This window comes from Streptomyces sp. NPDC002701, assembly GCF_042889045.1.
Lineage (GTDB): Bacteria > Actinomycetota > Actinomycetes > Streptomycetales > Streptomycetaceae > Streptomyces.
Genome location: NZ_JBIAQL010000018.1, coordinates 89,772 through 106,903 on the forward strand (window position 1 = coordinate 89,772; position 17,132 = coordinate 106,903).

A 17,132-nucleotide genomic window follows, 5' to 3' on the forward strand; every position below is an offset into this window, starting at 1 on the left:
GCGTCTCGCTCAGGGCGGACCCGGTGGCCGTAATCCACCGGGTCCGCGAGCCGGGCAGGTCGGGGGGATCCTGGCCGGATGGGAGTTGTCCGAGGGGACCGGTGGGACACGACAACGTTGTCCAGCGGTCTGGGCCCGACTCTACTCCTCCCGCGGACCGCACAGCTGATCCAGGGGAAATCTTGAGCCGGTTCTGAGGTTTGGCGGCGAGCGGCCGATCCGTCCGGGTCCCGCCCCGGCGACGGCCCGCGGCGACGGCCAGCCCCGGCGACGGCTCGCGCCGCCGACACACCCCCGTCGACGACACACCCCCGCCGCCGACTCGCCCCCGCCGACGACACGGCGCCGGTCACGGGTCTGCCGTGACCGGCGCCGTGTGCGCCGTGCGTGTTCTCCTGTTTCTCCGCGGGGGAGCGCGGTGCGCCGCCGCGGTGCGTCAGCGCAGCAGTTCCACCTCCGCCAGGGTCGCCTCACCGTCGAGGACCAGGCGGTACTTCGCGTACGTGCCGGGCGCCGCGACCGAGAAGGCCCGCGTCTGCTTGTCCCAGGTGAAGGACTGCCCGGAACGCTTGTCGAGGTCCTTCCACGTCGTCCCGTCGGACGAGCCCTGCAGGACCCAGCCCTTCGGGGCCTTGGCCCCTTCGGCCGACGTCAGCGTGTACTGGACCGCCTTGACCGGGTCGGCGGTCGGCAGGTCCGCGGACGCGACGGTGGCGTTCGTCGCCGAGGTGTCGTCGAACAGCGCGCCCTCGCCCCTGAGCGCGTCGGTCCGGGGCGTCGGCACCTCGTCGTCCTGCGTGATCGACACGGGCGCCGCGTTCTTGCCGGTGCCCCACGAGGACGGCTTCGAGCCCATGTCGAACTCGATCACCGCGCCGCGCGAGATGAGCGAGTGCGGGAGCGACGTCGACTTCCAGGACTTGCCGTTGACCTTCAGGCCCTGCACGTAGACGTTCTTCGCGCTGTTCTTCGGGGCCTTCACGACGAGCTTCCGGCCGTTCTCCAGGTGCACGGTCGCCTTCTTGAACAGCGGCGATCCGACGGCGTACTCGCCACTGCCCATCACCAGCGGGTAGAAGCCGAGCGAGGAGAAGAGGTACCAGGCCGACTGCTCGCCGTTGTCCTCGTCACCGTGGTAGCCCTGGCCGATCTCGCTGCCCGTGTAGAGGCGGGAGAGCACCTCACGCACGTTCTTCTGGGTCTTCCAGGGCTGGCCGGCCGCGTCGTACATGTAGTTGACGTGGTGGGCCACCTGGTTGGAGTGGCCGTACATGCCCATCCGTACGTCACGGGCCTCGGTCATCTCGTGGATGACGCCCCCGTACGAGCCGACGAACTCGGGCGCGGCGGTCTCCGGGGTGCTGAAGTACGTGTCGAGCTTCTCCGCGAGTCCCGACCGGCCGCCGTACAGGTTGGCGAGCCCGCGCGAGTCCTGCGGGGCGGTGAAGGCGTAGCCCCAGCCGTTGGTCTCCGTGTAGTCGTAGCCCCACACGCGCGGGTCGTACTTCTCGGAGTCCACCCGCCAGTCACCCTCGGCGTCCCGGCCCTGGAAGAAGCCGGCCTTCGAGTCGAAGAGGTTGACGTACTCCTGGGCGCGGTTGAGGAAGTACGCGGACTCCTCCTTGTACTTCTTCTTGCCGGTCTTCTTGTAGAGGGCCTCGCCCATCTTCGAGATGCCGTAGTCGTTCAGGTACCCCTCCAGGGCCCACGACAGGCCCTCGTGGGTGTCGGTGCTCGTGTAGCCGATGAAGGGCGAGGTGGTCATGCCCTTGCGGCCCACGCCCGAGGAGGGCGGCACGACGGTCGCGTTCTTCACGGCCGCGTCGTACGCCGACTCCGCGTCGAAGTCGACGCCCTTGACGTACGCGTCCGCGAACGCCACGTCGGAGGAGGTGCCGGTCATCAGGTCCGCGTAACCGGGTGAGGACCAGCGTGAGGTCCAGCCGCCGTCCTTGTACTGCTGCACGAAGCCGTCGACCATCTCACCCGCCTTGTCCGGCGTGAGGAGCGAGTAGGCGGGCCAGGTCGTCCGGTACGTGTCCCAGAAGCCGTTGTTGACGTACACCTTGCCGTCGACGATCTTCGCGCCGGTGTGCGTCGGCGAGTCCGGGTTCGGCATCGGCGAGAACGGCGAGGCGTACTGGTACTTGCCGCCGACCTTCTCGAAGCCCGAGTTGGGGTACAGGTACAGCCGGTAGAGGCTGGAGTAGAGCGTCGTCAGCTGGTCCGGGGTCGCGCCCTCGACCTCGACCTTGCCCAGGATCCTGTCCCATGCCTGCTGGGCACGGGACTTGACCTTGTCGAAGGACGTGCCGTCCGGGATCTCCTGGCGGAGGTTGTCCTTGGCCTGGTCGATGCTGATCAGGGACGTCGCGATGCGCAGGGTGACCGTGCGGTCGGCGCCGGGCTCGAACTTGAGGTAGCCCTTGACCCCGGCGGAGCCGCCCTCCTTCACGGGCGCGTCGAAGGTCCCGTACACGAAGAGGCGGGTGGCGCCCGTCGACAGGCCGGACTTCACGTCCGAGTAGCCGGTGAAGGTGCCGCTCTCCTTGTCGAGGGTGAGGCCCGCCTGGTCCGTGACGTTGTCGAAGAGGACGTTCGCGTCGTCACCGGGGAAGGTGAACCGCATGGCCGCCGCGTGGTCGGTCGGCGTCATCTCCGTCTTCAGCCCGTTCTCGAACGTCACCCCGTAGTAGTACGGGCGTGCCGTCTCCTTCTCGTGGCTGAAGGGCAGCGCGCGGGCGGTGCGGGCGGTGTCCGGGGTGCCGGACGCGGCCGACGGCATCACCTGGAAGGTCTGCCGGTCGCCCATCCACGGGCTGGGCTCGTGGCTGGCGCTGAACGCCTGGATGGTGGGCAGGTTGTCCGCGTTGTTGCCGCGTGCGTAGTCGTACAGCCAGCTCAGCGACCCCGCGTTCGTGACCGGCGTCCAGAAGTTGAAGCCGTGCGGCACCGCCGTCGCGGGGAAGTTGTTGCCGCGCGAGAAGCCGCCGCTGGAGTTGGTGCCGCGGATGGTCGACGCGTAGTCCGAGAGGTGCGCCTTCGGCTTCTCGGGCCTCTTCACGCTCAGGTTCACGTCGTCCAGCCAGCCGCGGAACTTCGCGGGCCCCTTCGGGGAGTCGTACGCGACCAGGATGCGGTCGACCGTGCGGCCGGCCGCGACCGAGCCGATCCGCGAGGTCACGTTGTTCCACTGGTTGACGTACAGCACCTTCGAGGCGCCCTGGCCCTGCGGTGTCAGCGCGAACCCGTGCTGGTCCTGGGCCCGCAGCTCACTCAGGTAGGTGCCGTCCGTGAAGGCCAGGTCCACCGACACGTTCGTGGCGTCGTAGTCCCGGTCGCCGTCCGCCATCGACGGGTAGATCCGGTACGCCAGTTCGGTGTCGCGGCCCACGGCCACGTTCACGTCGAAGACCTTGTTGTACGAGTAGGCGCGGCCGTCGCCGTTGTGCGTACCCGCGTAGCGCAGGGCCCGCTTGCCGGTGAAGCCCGCGCCCGACTTGGCGGTCGGGGAGCCGCTCGGGCCACGGTCCACGAGGGAGAGCATGTCCTTGGGCGTGGGGTCTTCCTCGTCGCCCGTGGAGAACTGGACGTCGGCGAGCTGCAGGGCGTCGGAGGCGCCGTTGTTCTTGGTGATGTCGAGCCGGAAGTGCTGGTACTCGGCCGGTTCGCCGAGCTTGTACGACTTCGTCTGGAACCGCTCGCCGAAGGACTCGCCGGTCCGGGTGTCGAGGGTCTTCCAGTCCTTGCCGTCCGTGGAGCCCTGGAAGGTCCAGTCGACGGGGTCGCGCTCGTCGTGGTCGTTGGCCGACGTGAGCGCGTACGTGAGCAGCTTGACGGGGGCGTCCAGCTCGAACTCCGCCCAGCCGGTGGGCGCGAAGGTCAGCCACTTGGTGCCGGGCTCGACATCGGTGAGGTTCTCCTTCACCTCGCCCCCGCCGGTGTTCTCGGCGCTCGCGCGGACGTCGGTGACGTGGTCCGTCACATTGCCCGGGATGCCGGTGGTGTAGCCGCCGTCGACGCCCGAGGCACGCTTGGTGCCGTCGGCCGTGGTGTCGACCGTGTTGAGCCAGTCGGGTGCGGGGTCGCCGGCCTCGAAGGAGGAGCCGAACTCCCGCTCCGCGGCCGCCGCTTCACCGGGACGGGCCACGGCGGCGCCCTGTGAGGCCACCACCAGTGCGAAGGCGGCCGCTCCGAGGACCGCCGTGGAACCCCACCCCTGGCGTGTTCCGAGCCGCGGTCTGTGCCAAGAACCTTGCCGAGATCTGTGGTGCATGCGCCAGCACCCTCCCTGTCACGTGCGCCTGGACAACGTTGTCAACTTCGCTGCGCAGGTCCAGTAGGGAGTCAAGTGGCGATTGATGTCAAGGGCGTTGCCCGAGGCGTACGGGGCCCATGCCGGCAGCAGGCCCGACGGCCCGCACGCACGGCCCAGTCGTCCGCTTCCTGTTCGGGCGCTGATCGTTGCCTGATCAGTACCTGTGCGGCAAGCCTGCGGGCAGCTCATATTTCCGCGAGGTCTCACTTCGGGAAAGAGTGTCGGCCAACTGTGCATTCGATCTTGCTCCGCTGGCGGGAAGTGGACTATACCTGTCGGCGTCCGCCCCGTCGTACAACCGGTCGTCGGCGGACACGGGCCGGAGACAAAGGGGGACACGGTGATCGGCGATGTGCCGTGCATTTCCGCGACTCCCGCTGTTCCACGCACGATCCAGCTCTACTGACGTCCTCCCGCGGAAGCGCCGGGCAAGTCTTCCGACCTGCTTTTCCTGCCGGGGGGCCGGGGATTCTCCCCGGGTAATGCAGTACCGACCGCGGTGCCGGGGAGGGTCCGGTTCACCGCCTGAGTCCTGATGAAGGCGAGGACTTGAGCATGGGATCCACTTCCGCGCACAACAACCGTGGGGGTTTCGGCCGCCGCGACCTGATCAAGCGGTCCGCCGCACTCGGTCTGATCACCGTTCCCACGATGGGCTTCCTGTCGGCGTGCGCCAGCGGTGACAGCGGCGACGACGAAAAGGTCGACAAGGGCAAGAAGACCAAGGAGAACCCGCTCGCCGTCAACGAGAGCGCGCCGCTGGAGATCGTCATCTTCGACGGCGGTTTCGGCACGAAGTACGCCGAGGACGCCAAGGCGGTCTACGAGAAGAACTTCCCCGAGGCCAAGGTCAAGTTCTCCTCGACCCAGAAGATCCAGTCGGTCCTGCAGCCGCGCTTCAACCAGGGGACCCCGCCCGACCTCATCGACAACTCCGGCGCCGAGCAGATGGACATGGGCGTCCTGGTCGGCAAGAAGCAGCTCGCCGACCTCACCCCGCTCCTCGACGCGCCGTCCGTCGACGACCCGGCCAAGAAGGTCCGGGACACGCTGCGCCCGGGCATCGTCGAGATGGGCCAGTTCGACGGCGACCCGGTCTGGATCATGTACTACGCGTACACCGTCTACGGCGTGTGGTACTCGCAGAAGGCGCTGGAGTCGCTCGACGCCACGTACCCGGAGACCTGGGACGACATGCTCGCGGTCTGCGCCAAGGCGAAGAAGAAGGGCATCGCGGGCTGGACGTACGCGGGCAAGCACCCGTACTACATCCCCTTCTCGCTCTACCCGATGATCGCCAAGGTCGGCGGCCGCGAGGTCCTCGACGCCATCGACAACCTCGAACCGAACGCGTGGAAGCACCCCGCGGTCAAGACCTGTTTCGAGGCGTACTACGAGCTCTACAAGAAGGGTTACATCCTCAAGGGCACCCCGGGCCTGGACCACATCCAGTCCCAGACCGCCTGGACCGAGGGCAAGGCGCTCTTCATCCCGAACGGCTCCTGGGTGGAGAACGAGGCGGCGAAGACCATGCCGAAGGACTTCGACCTCGCGGTGAACGCGCCCAGCGGCATCGACGGCTCGGACAAGATGCCCTTCGGCACCATCTGGGCGTCCGGCGGTGAGCCCTTCATCGTCCCGGCGAAGGCCAAGAACACCGACGGCGGCATGGAGCAGCTGCGCATCATGCTCAGCGAGGCGTCGTCGAAGAACTTCACCTCGTCCGTCAAGTCGCTGACCGCGTTCAACGGCGGCACCGACGGCATCGAGCTGACGCCGGGTCTGAAGTCCGGTGTCGCGGCCCTGGAGAAGGCCGGCGACAACGTGGTCAACCCGCGCATCCAGGACTGGTACGTGGCGCTCCAGAAGGAGAAGATCGGCGTCGGCGGCCTGGGCGAGATGATGGCGGGCCGGCTCACCCCGGCCGAGGCCATCAAGAAGATCCAGGGCTACGCCGACGAGGCGGCCAAGGACGACAACATCCAGCACTACAAGCACCAGTGAGCGCGGCCGTGGCCCCGGGCGGTGTCCGGGGCCCCGGCTCCCTGCTCTGTCTCCCCGAGACGCTCTGTCTCCCCGAGACAGGACCTGGATGTGCGGCATCGACGGCAGCCCCCGCGGGAAGATCGGGTCGGTAGGAATGCAACACGGCAAATACCGTTTCATCGTGGGGTTCTTGACAGCCCCTCTGGCCATTTACGGCCTCTTCGTGATCTGGCCCTTCATCCAGTCCATCTACTATTCGTTCACGGACTGGAGCGGTCTGAGCCCCGAGTTCGAGATGGTGGGCTTCAAGAACTACACGAGAATGCTCGACGACGAGGTTTTCTGGAAGTCGTTGCAGCACAGCGTGCTGTTCGTCCTGCTGCTTCCGCTGGTGACCCTCACCATGGCGCTGTTCTTCGCCTTCATGCTCAATGTCGGCGGACGGCGCCGGAAGAACGCCGCGATCTCGGGAGTCCGCGGCTCCTCCTTCTACAAAGTGGTCTACTTCTTTCCGCAGGTGCTGTCGATCGCGATCGTCGCGCTGCTGTTCCAGTTCGCGTACAACCCCAACAGCGGTGCGATCAACTCCGGTCTGCAGGCGGTGGGTCTGGACAGTGTCCAGCCCGACTGGCTCGGCGACCCCGACCTCGCGCTGTGGTGCGTCTTCGCGGTCCTCGTCTGGTGCACCGTCGGTTTCTTCGTGGTGCTCTTCTCCGCGGGCATGGCCTCGATCCCCAAGGACTACTACGAGGCCGCGCTGCTGGACGGCGCGAACCGCATCACGACCTTCTTCAAGATCACCCTGCCGCTGCTCTGGGACACCGTGCAGTCCGGCTGGGCCTATGTGGGCATCCTGGCGCTCGGCGCGGAGTCCTTCGCGGTCGTGCAGATCATGACCGTGGGCCCGAACGGCGGCGGCCCCGACTACTCGACGACCGTCCTGCCGCTGTACGTCTACCAGAAGGCGTTCCGCGACGGCCAGGCCGCCTACGCGACGACGATCGGTGTCGCCCTGCTGGTCGTGACGCTGCTGTTCGTGGCCGTCGTGATGAAACTGGGCCGGCGCGAGCGGCTGGAGTACTGATGCGCACCATGCAGACCGAGCCGCGAGGAGGCCACGAGTGAAGACGACCGACACGCCTCCCGCGGACACCACGGGAGAGAGGCCACCCGTCGTGAAGACACCGCCGGCCGCGCCGCGGGAGAAGAGCACCGGCGCGACCCTCAACATCTTCTCGCACGGCTTTCTGATCCTCTGGGCGTTCATGGTCGTGCTGCCGCTGCTCTGGGCGGTGATGACCTCGTTCAAGACCGACAAGGACATCTTCAGCTCGCCGTGGTCGCTGCCCGACACGCTGCACTTCGACAACTGGTCGCGCGCCTGGACCTCGGCGAACATGAGCGACTACTTCCTCAACACGATCATCGTGGTGGGGTGCTCGCTCCTCGGCACCATGCTGCTGGGCTCCATGGCGGCGTACGTCCTGGCGCGCTTCGAGTTCCCCGGGAACCGCTTCATCTACTTCCTCTTCATCGGAGGGATGAGCTTCCCGATCATCCTGGCGCTGGTCCCGCTGTTCTACGTCATGCAGAACCTCTCCCTGCTGAACACGCTGCCGGGGCTGATCCTGGTCTACATCGGCTACTCGCTGCCGTTCACCGTGTTCTTCATGACGTCCTTCTTCCGCACGCTGCCCACCTCGGTGGCCGAGGCGGCGTTCGTGGACGGCGCCTCGCACACCAGGACGTTCTTCCAGGTGATGCTGCCGATGGCCAAGCCCGGCCTGATCAGCATCACCATCTTCAACTTCCTGGGGCAGTGGAACCAGTACCTGCTGCCGACGGTGCTGAACACCGAGCCGGAGAACAAGGTGCTCACCCAGGGACTCGTGCAGCTGGCCGTCAGCCAGGGCTACAAGGGCGACTGGTCGGGACTGTTCGCGGGCCTGGTGATGGCGATGCTGCCGGTGCTCGCCGCGTACATCGTCTTCCAGCGGCAGGTCGTTCAGGGACTGACGGCCGGCGCTCTCAAGTAACGGTTCGGTCACCGGTTCGGTTTGCGAGGGTGGTCCCGGAATGACGCCGGGGCCACTCCGCTGTGAACGGACGCGCGGACGCACCCCCCTTGCTCAACCTCTTGACGGGAGGCAACCCAAACGGCTCAGCTTAGAGTTCACTAGTTGGACATAGACGGGGCCTCACCGAGGCGGCCCCGTACGCAGGAGGTCGTCGTGGAGACTCCGGGGTCGCAGTCGTCGCTGCACCGAGCCAATCTCGAACGGGTCGTACGTGCGGTGCGCCTGGCCGGGTCGCTCACGCAGGCGGAGATCGCGAGGACGACGGGCCTGTCCGCGGCCACGGTCTCCAACATCGTCCGGGAACTGAAGGACGGCGGAACGGTCGAGGTCACACCCACCTCGGCGGGCGGCCGCAGGGCCCGCAGCGTCAGCCTCAGCGGTGACGCCGGCATCGTCATCGGCGTGGACTTCGGGCACACGCACCTGCGCGTCGCGGTGGGCAACCTCGCGCACCAGGTGCTGGCCGAGGAGTCCGAGCCACTCGATGTGGACGCCTCCGCCCCGCAGGGCTTCGACCGGGCGGAACAGCTGGTCAGCCGGCTGATCGCGGCCACCGGCGTGGACCGTACGAAGATCGCCGGGGTGGGCCTCGGCGTGCCCGGGCCGATCGACGTGGAGTCCGGCACGCTCGGCTCCACCGCGATCCTGCCGGGCTGGACCGGCACCAAGCCCGCGGAGGAGCTCCAGGGGCGCCTGGGCGTCCCCGTGCACGTCGACAACGACGCCAACCTCGGAGCCCTCGGGGAACTCGTCTGGGGCAGCGGCAGGGGCGTGCGGGACCTGGCGTACATCAAGGTCGCGAGCGGTGTCGGGGCCGGCCTCGTGATCGACAGCAAGATCTACCGCGGCCCAGGTGGCACAGCGGGAGAAATCGGGCATATTACTCTTGACGAGTCCGGTCCGGTCTGCCGCTGCGGTAACCGGGGCTGCCTGGAGACCTTCGCGGCGGCGCGCTATGTGCTGCCCCTCCTCCAGTCCAGTCACGGGACGGATCTGACCATGGAAGGTGTCGTGCGGCTGGCGCGGGACGGAGATCCCGGCTGCCGTCGGGTGATCGCCGACGTCGGCCGGCATATCGGGAGTGGAGTGGCGAATCTGTGCAATCTGCTCAATCCGAGTCGGGTGGTCCTCGGCGGTGATCTCGCCGAGGCCGGAGAGCTCGTACTAGGACCCATCAGGGAGTCCGTCGGCCGCTATGCGATCCCGAGTGCGGCACGTCAACTATCCGTTCTGCCAGGGGCACTTGGCGGTCGGGCGGAGGTCCTCGGGGCACTCGCCCTCGCGCTCAGCGAGATGGGCGATTCAACCCTTTTGGACGGATCGCTCACTGCCGCCACACCTGCCTTCACTTAGAGAACGGATGGCACCGTTGCCATCTCGTTAAGGATTTACTTCTTGACGTCGCACTTGTGGCCGAGTTGACTTCCAGCCACCTCGGCCGCAACGTCGCGGCCTCGTCAGGGAGGTTTCTGAAGTGAACACGCGTATGCGTCGCGCCGCCTTTGCCGTTGCCGCTGGTGCGATGGCCGTCTCGCTGGCTGCCTGTGGCAGCGCCGAGGAGTCCGGCGACAAGAGCGACGACTCCACGAAGTCCGCCGCCAAGGGCGACAACATCAAGGTCGGCCTCCTCCTTCCGGAGAACCAGACCGCTCGGTACGAGAAGTTCGACAAGCCCTTGATCGAGAAGAAGGTCAAGGAGCTCACGAACGACAAGGGCGAGGTCGTCTACGCCAACGCCAAGCAGGACGCCACCACGCAGTCCCAGCAGGTCGACACGATGATCACCAACAAGGTGGACGTGCTGATCGTGGACGCGGTGGACTCCAAGGCCATCGCCAACGGCGTGAAGAAGGCCAAGGACGCCGGCATCCCCGTCGTCGCCTACGACCGCCTCGCCGAGGGCCCGATCGACGCCTACACTTCCTTCGACAACGAAGAGGTCGGCCGCGTCCAGGGCAAGGCGCTCCTGGAGGCCCTGGGCGACAAGGCCAAGGCTTCCGCGAAGATCGTCATGATGAACGGCGCGGTCACCGACCCGAACGCCGCCCTCTTCAAGAAGGGCGCGCTCTCCGAGCTCGACGGCAAGGTGGACATCGCCAAGTCGTACGACACCAAGGAGTGGAAGCCGGAGAACGCCAACGCCAACATGGAAGGCGCCATCTCGTCCATCGGCAAGGACAAGATCGTCGGCGTCTACTCCGCCAACGACGGCATGGCGGGCGGTATCATCACCGCCCTGAAGGCCGCGGGCGTCTCCCCGCTGCCGCCGGTCACCGGCCAGGACGCGGAGCTCGCGGGCGTGCAGCGCATCGTCTCGGGCGAGCAGTTCATGAGCGTCTACAAGCCCTACCCGCAGGAGGCGGACGTCGCCGCGGAGATGGCCGTTGCCCTGGCCAAGGGTGAGAAGCTCGACTCCATCGCCAAGGACTCGGTCGACAGCCCCACCACGAAGGGCGTCCCGTCGGTGCTCGTCCCGGTCATCTCGCTGACCAAGGACAACATCAACGACACCGTCATCAAGGACGGCATCTACACGATCGACGAGATCTGCACCGCGAAGTTCAAGTCCGCCTGCAGCAAGGCCGGCCTGAACTAGGTCCGAGTTGGCCTGCACACAGGTCCTCGGTCCCACCAGAAGCCCCTCCGGCGCCCCGCATCCATCAGCCCCGCAAGCTAGGGCGGGGCGCCGGACGGAACACTTCACCCCCCCCCGAACTCTTCTGCACAACCTCCCGCCGGGTCAGGCGGCGAAGGAGATGGTTAACGTGTCCGCTACGCCTGTCCTGGCGTTGCGCGGGGTCTCGAAGCGGTTCGGTGCCGTTCAGGCGCTCACCGACGTAGAGCTCGAGGTCCACGCCGGCGAGGTGGTCGCCCTCGTCGGCGACAACGGCGCCGGAAAGTCCACGCTGGTGAAAACGATCGCCGGCGTGCACCCCATCGATGAGGGCGTCATCGAATGGGACGGCAAGGCCGTCCAGATCAACAAGCCGCACGACGCCCAGAACCTGGGAGTCGCGACCGTCTACCAGGACCTCGCGCTGTGCGACAACATCGACGTCGTCGGCAACCTCTACCTGGGCCGTGAGCTGAAGAAGCGCGGCATCCTGGACGAGGTCGAGATGGAGCGCCGCTCACGCGAACTGCTCCAGACGCTGTCGATCCGCATCCCCAGTGTGCGCATCCCGATCGCCTCGCTCTCCGGCGGTCAGCGCCAGACCGTGGCCATCGCCCGCTCCATGCTCGGCGAGCCCAAGCTGGTCATCCTCGACGAGCCCACCGCGGCGCTCGGCGTGGAGCAGACCGCCCAGGTCCTCGACCTGGTCGAGCGGCTGCGTGAGCGCGGCCACGCCGTCCTCCTCATCAGCCACAACATGGCCGATGTGAAGGCCGTCGCCGACAAGGTCGCCGTACTCCGGCTCGGCCGCAACAACGGCGTCTTCGAGGTCAAGGCCACCTCGCAGGAAGAGATCATCTCCGCCATCACCGGCGCCACGGACAACGCCGTGACCCGCCGTGCGGCGCGCAGCAACGGGGAGGCTCAGAAGTGAGCATCGACAAGACCTCCGCCACCACGGACGAGCACGTCGTCGCGAACCCCGAGGCCGCCGCCGACGCGGTGACCGTGGTCGACCCCCGGCTGCTCGTGCGCGAGCAGGGCATCGCCGGCTACGTCGGGGAGTTCAAGCGCAAGATGAAGGGCGGTGACCTGGGATCCGTCCCGGTTGTCATCGGCCTGCTCGTCATCTGCATCATCTTCCAGAGCCTGAACTCGGCCTTCCTCTCCGCCGAGAACCTCAACAACATCGCCGTCGCGATGGTCGCCACCGGCATGATGTCCGTCGGCATCATCTTCGTGCTGCTGCTCGGCGAGATCGACCTGTCGGTCGGCTCGGTCAGCGGTGTGGCGGGCGCCATCACCGCCGTGCTCAGCGTCACCCACGGCGTGAACGAGTGGCTGGCCGTCCTCGTCGCCCTCGTCAGCGGCGCGGCCATCGGCGCCCTGCACGGCTTCTTCTTCGCCAGGATCGGCGCCCCGGCCTTCGCGGTCACGCTGGCGGGGCTGCTGTTCTGGCTCGGCTTCATGCTCCAGATCCTGGGCGAGAACGGCACCATCAACATCGACGGTGACGGCGTGGTCGGCAAGCTGACCACGTACTACTTCTCGGACGTCGCCGCCGCCTACGGCCTCGCGCTCGTCGCCGTGGTGCTCTTCTTCGTCACCAGCTTCCTGGACACCCGCCGCCGCGAGGCCGCGGGCATTCCGTCCCGGCCGCTGGGCGACCTGATCCTGCGCACGGCCCTGCTCGCGGTCGTGGCGTTCGCCGCCGCGATCATGTTCAACCAGTACAAGGGCCTGCCGCTGGCGCTGCTGCTGTTCGTCCTGGTCCTGGTCGTCACCGACTTCGTGCTGCGCCGCACGGGCTACGGCCGCAAGATCTTCGCGCTCGGCGGCAGCGTCGAGGCGTCCCGCCGTGCCGGTATCAACGTCACCGCGATCCGCGTCTCGGTCTTCGCCCTGGCGGGCTTCTTCGCCGCCGTCGGCGGTCTCTTCTGGGCCTCGAAGATCGCGGCGGCCAACCAGAGCGCCGGTGCGGGTGACCTCCTGATGAACGTCATCGCGGCGGCCGTCATCGGTGGCACCAGCCTCTTCGGCGGGCGCGGCCGTACGTGGAACGCGCTGCTCGGTGTCATGGTGATCACCTCGATCCAGTACGGGCTCGCCCTGGAGGGCATCGCCACGCCGGTCCAGTACATGATCACCGGTGGTGTGCTGCTGGCCACGGTCGTCATCGACTCGATCACGCGCAAGACGCAGAAGACGGCCGGTCGCGCCTAGCGGTCTGCGGTTGCCCCGAGGTTGTGGGGCTTGTTGTCCGTAGGGGACTGCGGACGCGCCGTGGCTGGTCGCGCAGTTCCCCGCGCCCCTTTGGGGCGCCCCTGGTGCCCGGTGCCTCAATGGTGCCGGGCACTTTTGGGTTGGTTGGGGCGTTTGGGGGGAGTCGGGACGGGCGGGGTGACGTACACCCGATCGCGTGATGTACGACGCACGGCCCGGGCGTCGTCACCGGAGACGGAACATTAGACTCGACAGGCCCGGGAAGCTCGATCGCTCTACCGCACGCAAGGAGGCACGGGTGCCGCTGCTGACCCGCATCAAGGGACCGCGCGATCTGGACCGGCTCGGTCCGGAGCAGCTGGACCAGCTCGCGGAGGAGATCAGGACCTTCCTCGTCGACGCGGTTTCCAAGACCGGCGGCCACCTCGGCCCCAACCTCGGCGTCGTCGAGCTCACCATCGCCCTGCACCGGGTCTTCGAGTCCCCCAAGGACCGGATCCTGTGGGACACGGGGCACCAGTCCTACGTCCACAAGCTGCTCACGGGCCGCCAGGACTTCTCGCGCCTGAAGATGAAGGGCGGCCTGTCCGGCTACCCCTCGCAGGCCGAGTCCGAGCACGACGTCATCGAGAACTCGCACGCCTCCACGGTCCTCGGCTGGGCCGACGGCCTCGCCAAGGCCAACGAGGTCCTGCGCAAGGACGACCACCACGTGGTCGCCGTCATCGGCGACGGGGCGCTCACCGGCGGCATGGCCTGGGAGGCGCTCAACAACATCGCCGACGCCAAGGACCGCCCCCTCGTCATCGTGGTCAACGACAACGAGCGGTCGTACGCGCCGACCATCGGCGGCCTCGCCAACCACCTCGCGACCCTGCGCACCACCGACGGCTACGAGCGCTTCCTGGCCCGCGGCAAGGACCTCCTGGAGCGCACTCCGGTCGTCGGCAGGCCCCTGTACGAGACGCTGCACGGCGCCAAGAAGGGCCTCAAGGACTTCATCGCCCCGCAGGGCATGTTCGAGGACCTCGGTCTGAAGTACGTCGGGCCCATCGACGGGCACGACATGGAGGCCCTGGAGTCCGCGCTCGCCCGCGCCAAGCGCTTCGGCGGCCCCGTCATCGTGCACTGCCTCACCGAGAAGGGCCGCGGCTACCAGCCCGCCCTGAGCGACGAGGCGGACCGTTTCCACGGCATCGGCCCCATCCACCCCGACACCGGCCTGCCGGTCAAGGCTTCGGGCGCCGACTGGACCTCCGTCTTCGGCGACGAGATGGTCGCGCTCGGCAAGGAGCGCGAGGACATCGTCGCGATCACGGCGGCGATGCTGCAGCCGGTCGGCCTGAAGAAGTTCGCGGACGCCTTCCCGCACCGCATCTACGACGTCGGCATCGCCGAGCAGCACGGCGCCGTCTCGGCCGCCGGTCTCGCCGCCGGCGGACTGCACCCCGTCTTCGCGGTCTACGCGACCTTCCTCAACCGCGCCTTCGACCAGGTCCTGATGGACGTGGCACTGCACAAGTGCGGCGTCACCTTCGTGCTCGACCGGGCGGGCATCACCGGCACCGACGGCGCCTCCCACAACGGCATGTGGGACATGTCGATCCTCCAGGTCGTACCGGGCCTGCGGCTGGCCGCGCCGCGCGACGCCGACCAGGTCCGCGCCCAGCTGCGCGAGGCCGTCGAGGTCACGGACGCGCCGACCGTGGTCCGCTTCTCCAAGGGCGCGGTCGGTCCCGCCGTACCCGCCGTGGGCCGCGTCGGCGGCATGGACGTCCTGCGCGAGCCCGGCACCGACACCCCGGACGTGCTCCTCGTCTCGGTCGGCGCCCTCGCACCGATGTGCCTGGAGATCGCCGGCCTCCTCGACCAGCAGGGCATCTCCACCACCGTCGTCGACCCCCGCTGGGTCAAGCCCGTCGACGAGGCCATGGCCCCGCTCGCCGAGCGCCACCGCGTGGTCGTCACCGTCGAGGACAACTCCCGCGTCGGCGGCGTCGGTTCGTCGGTCGCCCAGGCCCTGCGCGACGCGGGCGTGGACGTACCGCTGCGCGACTTCGGCATCCCGCCGCGGTTCCTCGACCACGCCTCCCGCAAGGAGGTCATGGCCGAGATCGGACTGACCGCGCCGGACATCGCCCGGCAGGTCACCGGACTGGTCTCCAAGCTCGACGGCAGGTTCGACCAGGCCCAGGCCCACGCCGCGGCGGAACCCGCCCGCGACTGACACACCCGACTGGGCCGGTTCCCGCACCCTTTACGGTGGTGGAACCGGCCCATTCGCGTGAACTCCCACGCGCCGGGGCATACGGAGTACGCCCCCTCTCGATCATGTCGAGGACGACAAGCGTGGGAGGTACGCCCGTGAGCAACACCCTCTTCAGGACGAAGAAGATCGAGCAGTCCATCCAGGACACGGAAGAACCGGAGCACGCGCTCAAGAAATCCCTGTCCGCCCTGGATCTGACGGTCTTCGGCGTCGGTGTCATCATCGGCACCGGCATCTTCGTCCTCACCGGCACGGTCGCGAAGAACAACGCCGGTCCCGCCGTCGCCCTGGCCTTCGTCGTGGCCGGGGTCGTCTGCGCGCTCGCCGCGCTCTGCTACGCCGAGTTCGCGTCCACCGTCCCCGTGGCCGGCTCCGCGTACACCTTCTCGTACGCCTCCCTCGGCGAACTGCCCGCCTGGATCATCGGCTGGGACCTCGTGCTGGAGTTCGCCCTCGGCACCGCGGTGGTCGCGGTCGGCTGGTCGGGGTACATCGCCTCGCTGCTGGACAACGCGGGCTGGACGCTGCCGGCCGCCCTCAGCGGGAGGGAGTCGGCCGACGGCTTCGGCTTCGACATCCTCGCCGCCGCCCTCGTACTGGTGCTCACCGGCATCCTCGTCCTGGGCATGAAGCTCTCCGCGCGGGTCACCTCGGTCGTCGTCGCCATCAAGGTGACCGTCGTCCTGGTCGTGATCGTCGCCGGCGCCTTCTTCGTCAAGGGCAGCAACTACGATCCGTTCGTCCCTAAGGCCCAGGAGGTCGAGGCGGGCGGCGGCCTGCACTCCCCGCTCATCCAGCTGATGTTCGGCTGGGCGCCCTCGAACTTCGGCGTGATGGGCATCTTCACCGCCGCCTCCGTCGTCTTCTTCGCCTTCATCGGCTTCGACGTCGTGGCCACGGCCGCCGAGGAGACCAAGAACCCCCAGCGGGACATGCCCCGCGGCATCCTCGGCTCGCTGCTCATCTGCACCACGCTGTACGTCGCCGTGGCGATCGTCGTGACCGGTATGCAGCACTACAGCAAGCTCTCCGTGGACGCCCCGCTCGCCGACGCGTTCAAGGCCACCGGCCACCCCTGGTACGCGGGCTTCATCAGCTTCGGCGCCGCCGTCGGCCTGACGACCGTCTGCATGATCCTGCTCCTCGGCCAGACCCGGGTCTTCTTCGCGATGAGCCGCGACGGACTGCTGCCGCGGTTCTTCTCGCGCGTCCACCCGCGGTTCAAGACCCCGCACCGGCCGACCATCCTGCTCGGCGTCATCATCGCGATCCTCGCCGGCTTCACCAGCCTCAGCGAACTGGCCGAACTGGTGAACATCGGCACGCTGTTCGCCTTCGTCGTCGTGGCGATCGGCGTGATCATCCTGCGCCGTACGCGCCCGGACCTGCCGCGCGCCTTCCGTACCCCGCTCGTGCCGTTCCTGCCGATCGTGTCCGTCCTCGCCTCGCTGTGGCTGATGCTGAACCTGCCCGCCGAGACCTGGCTGCGGTTCGCCGTCTGGATGGCGCTCGGCGCCCTGGTGTACTTCGCGTACGGCCGCTCGCACAGCCGGCTCGGCCGGGAGCAGAAGCACGCCGTCGCGAACGCGCCGGACGGGAACGCCCGTTAGCCCGGCGCGCGCCCACGCCAGGCCCCGTACGTCT

Annotated in this window: 10 protein-coding genes; 9 read left to right on the plus strand and 1 reads right to left on the minus strand. The window is 67.9% G+C overall.

The annotated features are described in order from the left end of the window. Window positions 1-436: 436 nt before the first annotated feature. A complete protein-coding gene (locus ACFYXC_RS32760) occupies window positions 437-4,177 on the minus strand; it encodes a GH92 family glycosyl hydrolase (RefSeq protein ID WP_389555822.1) in 3,741 nt (1,246 codons plus the stop codon). Between the two features lie 696 nt (window positions 4,178-4,873). Here ACFYXC_RS32760 and ngcE point away from each other — a divergent pair. The 9 genes from ngcE (at window position 4,874) to ACFYXC_RS32805 (ending at window position 17,098) form a co-directional block, all read left to right on the plus strand. Further along, window positions 4,874-6,322, plus strand: coding sequence for an N-acetylglucosamine/diacetylchitobiose ABC transporter substrate-binding protein (gene ngcE, locus ACFYXC_RS32765; RefSeq protein ID WP_388908121.1), 1,449 nt, complete (start codon window positions 4,874-4,876; stop codon window positions 6,320-6,322). 136 nt (window positions 6,323-6,458) lie between these two features. After that, window positions 6,459-7,388 (plus strand): carbohydrate ABC transporter permease, encoded by a 930-nt coding sequence (locus tag ACFYXC_RS32770; RefSeq protein ID WP_388908119.1) that lies wholly within the window; start codon window positions 6,459-6,461, stop codon window positions 7,386-7,388. A 37-nt stretch (window positions 7,389-7,425) separates the two neighbouring features. Then, on the plus strand, window positions 7,426-8,340 hold the full coding sequence (locus ACFYXC_RS32775) for a carbohydrate ABC transporter permease (protein ID WP_389555760.1): 915 nt from the start codon (window positions 7,426-7,428) through the stop codon (window positions 8,338-8,340). Between the two features lie 195 nt (window positions 8,341-8,535). Further along, window positions 8,536-9,735 (plus strand): ROK family protein, encoded by a 1,200-nt coding sequence (locus tag ACFYXC_RS32780; protein WP_389555761.1) that lies wholly within the window; start codon window positions 8,536-8,538, stop codon window positions 9,733-9,735. A 133-nt stretch (window positions 9,736-9,868) separates the two neighbouring features. Further along, window positions 9,869-10,978 (plus strand): sugar ABC transporter substrate-binding protein, encoded by a 1,110-nt coding sequence (locus ACFYXC_RS32785; RefSeq protein ID WP_389555824.1) that lies wholly within the window; start codon window positions 9,869-9,871, stop codon window positions 10,976-10,978. Window positions 10,979-11,138: 160 nt separating this feature from the next. After that, a complete protein-coding gene (locus ACFYXC_RS32790) occupies window positions 11,139-11,930 on the plus strand; it encodes an ATP-binding cassette domain-containing protein (protein WP_388908115.1) in 792 nt (263 codons plus the stop codon). Then, window positions 11,927-13,219, plus strand: coding sequence for a sugar ABC transporter permease (locus ACFYXC_RS32795; protein ID WP_388908113.1), 1,293 nt, complete (start codon window positions 11,927-11,929; stop codon window positions 13,217-13,219). Before ACFYXC_RS32790 ends, ACFYXC_RS32795 begins: the two co-directional genes overlap by 4 nt. Window positions 13,220-13,517: 298 nt before the next feature. Next, window positions 13,518-15,446, plus strand: a complete 1,929-nt coding sequence (gene dxs, locus ACFYXC_RS32800; RefSeq protein WP_389555763.1) for a 1-deoxy-D-xylulose-5-phosphate synthase — start codon at window positions 13,518-13,520, stop codon at window positions 15,444-15,446. 137 nt (window positions 15,447-15,583) lie between these two features. Further along, window positions 15,584-17,098 (plus strand): amino acid permease, encoded by a 1,515-nt coding sequence (locus ACFYXC_RS32805; RefSeq protein ID WP_388908109.1) that lies wholly within the window; start codon window positions 15,584-15,586, stop codon window positions 17,096-17,098. Window positions 17,099-17,132 lie beyond the last annotated feature (34 nt).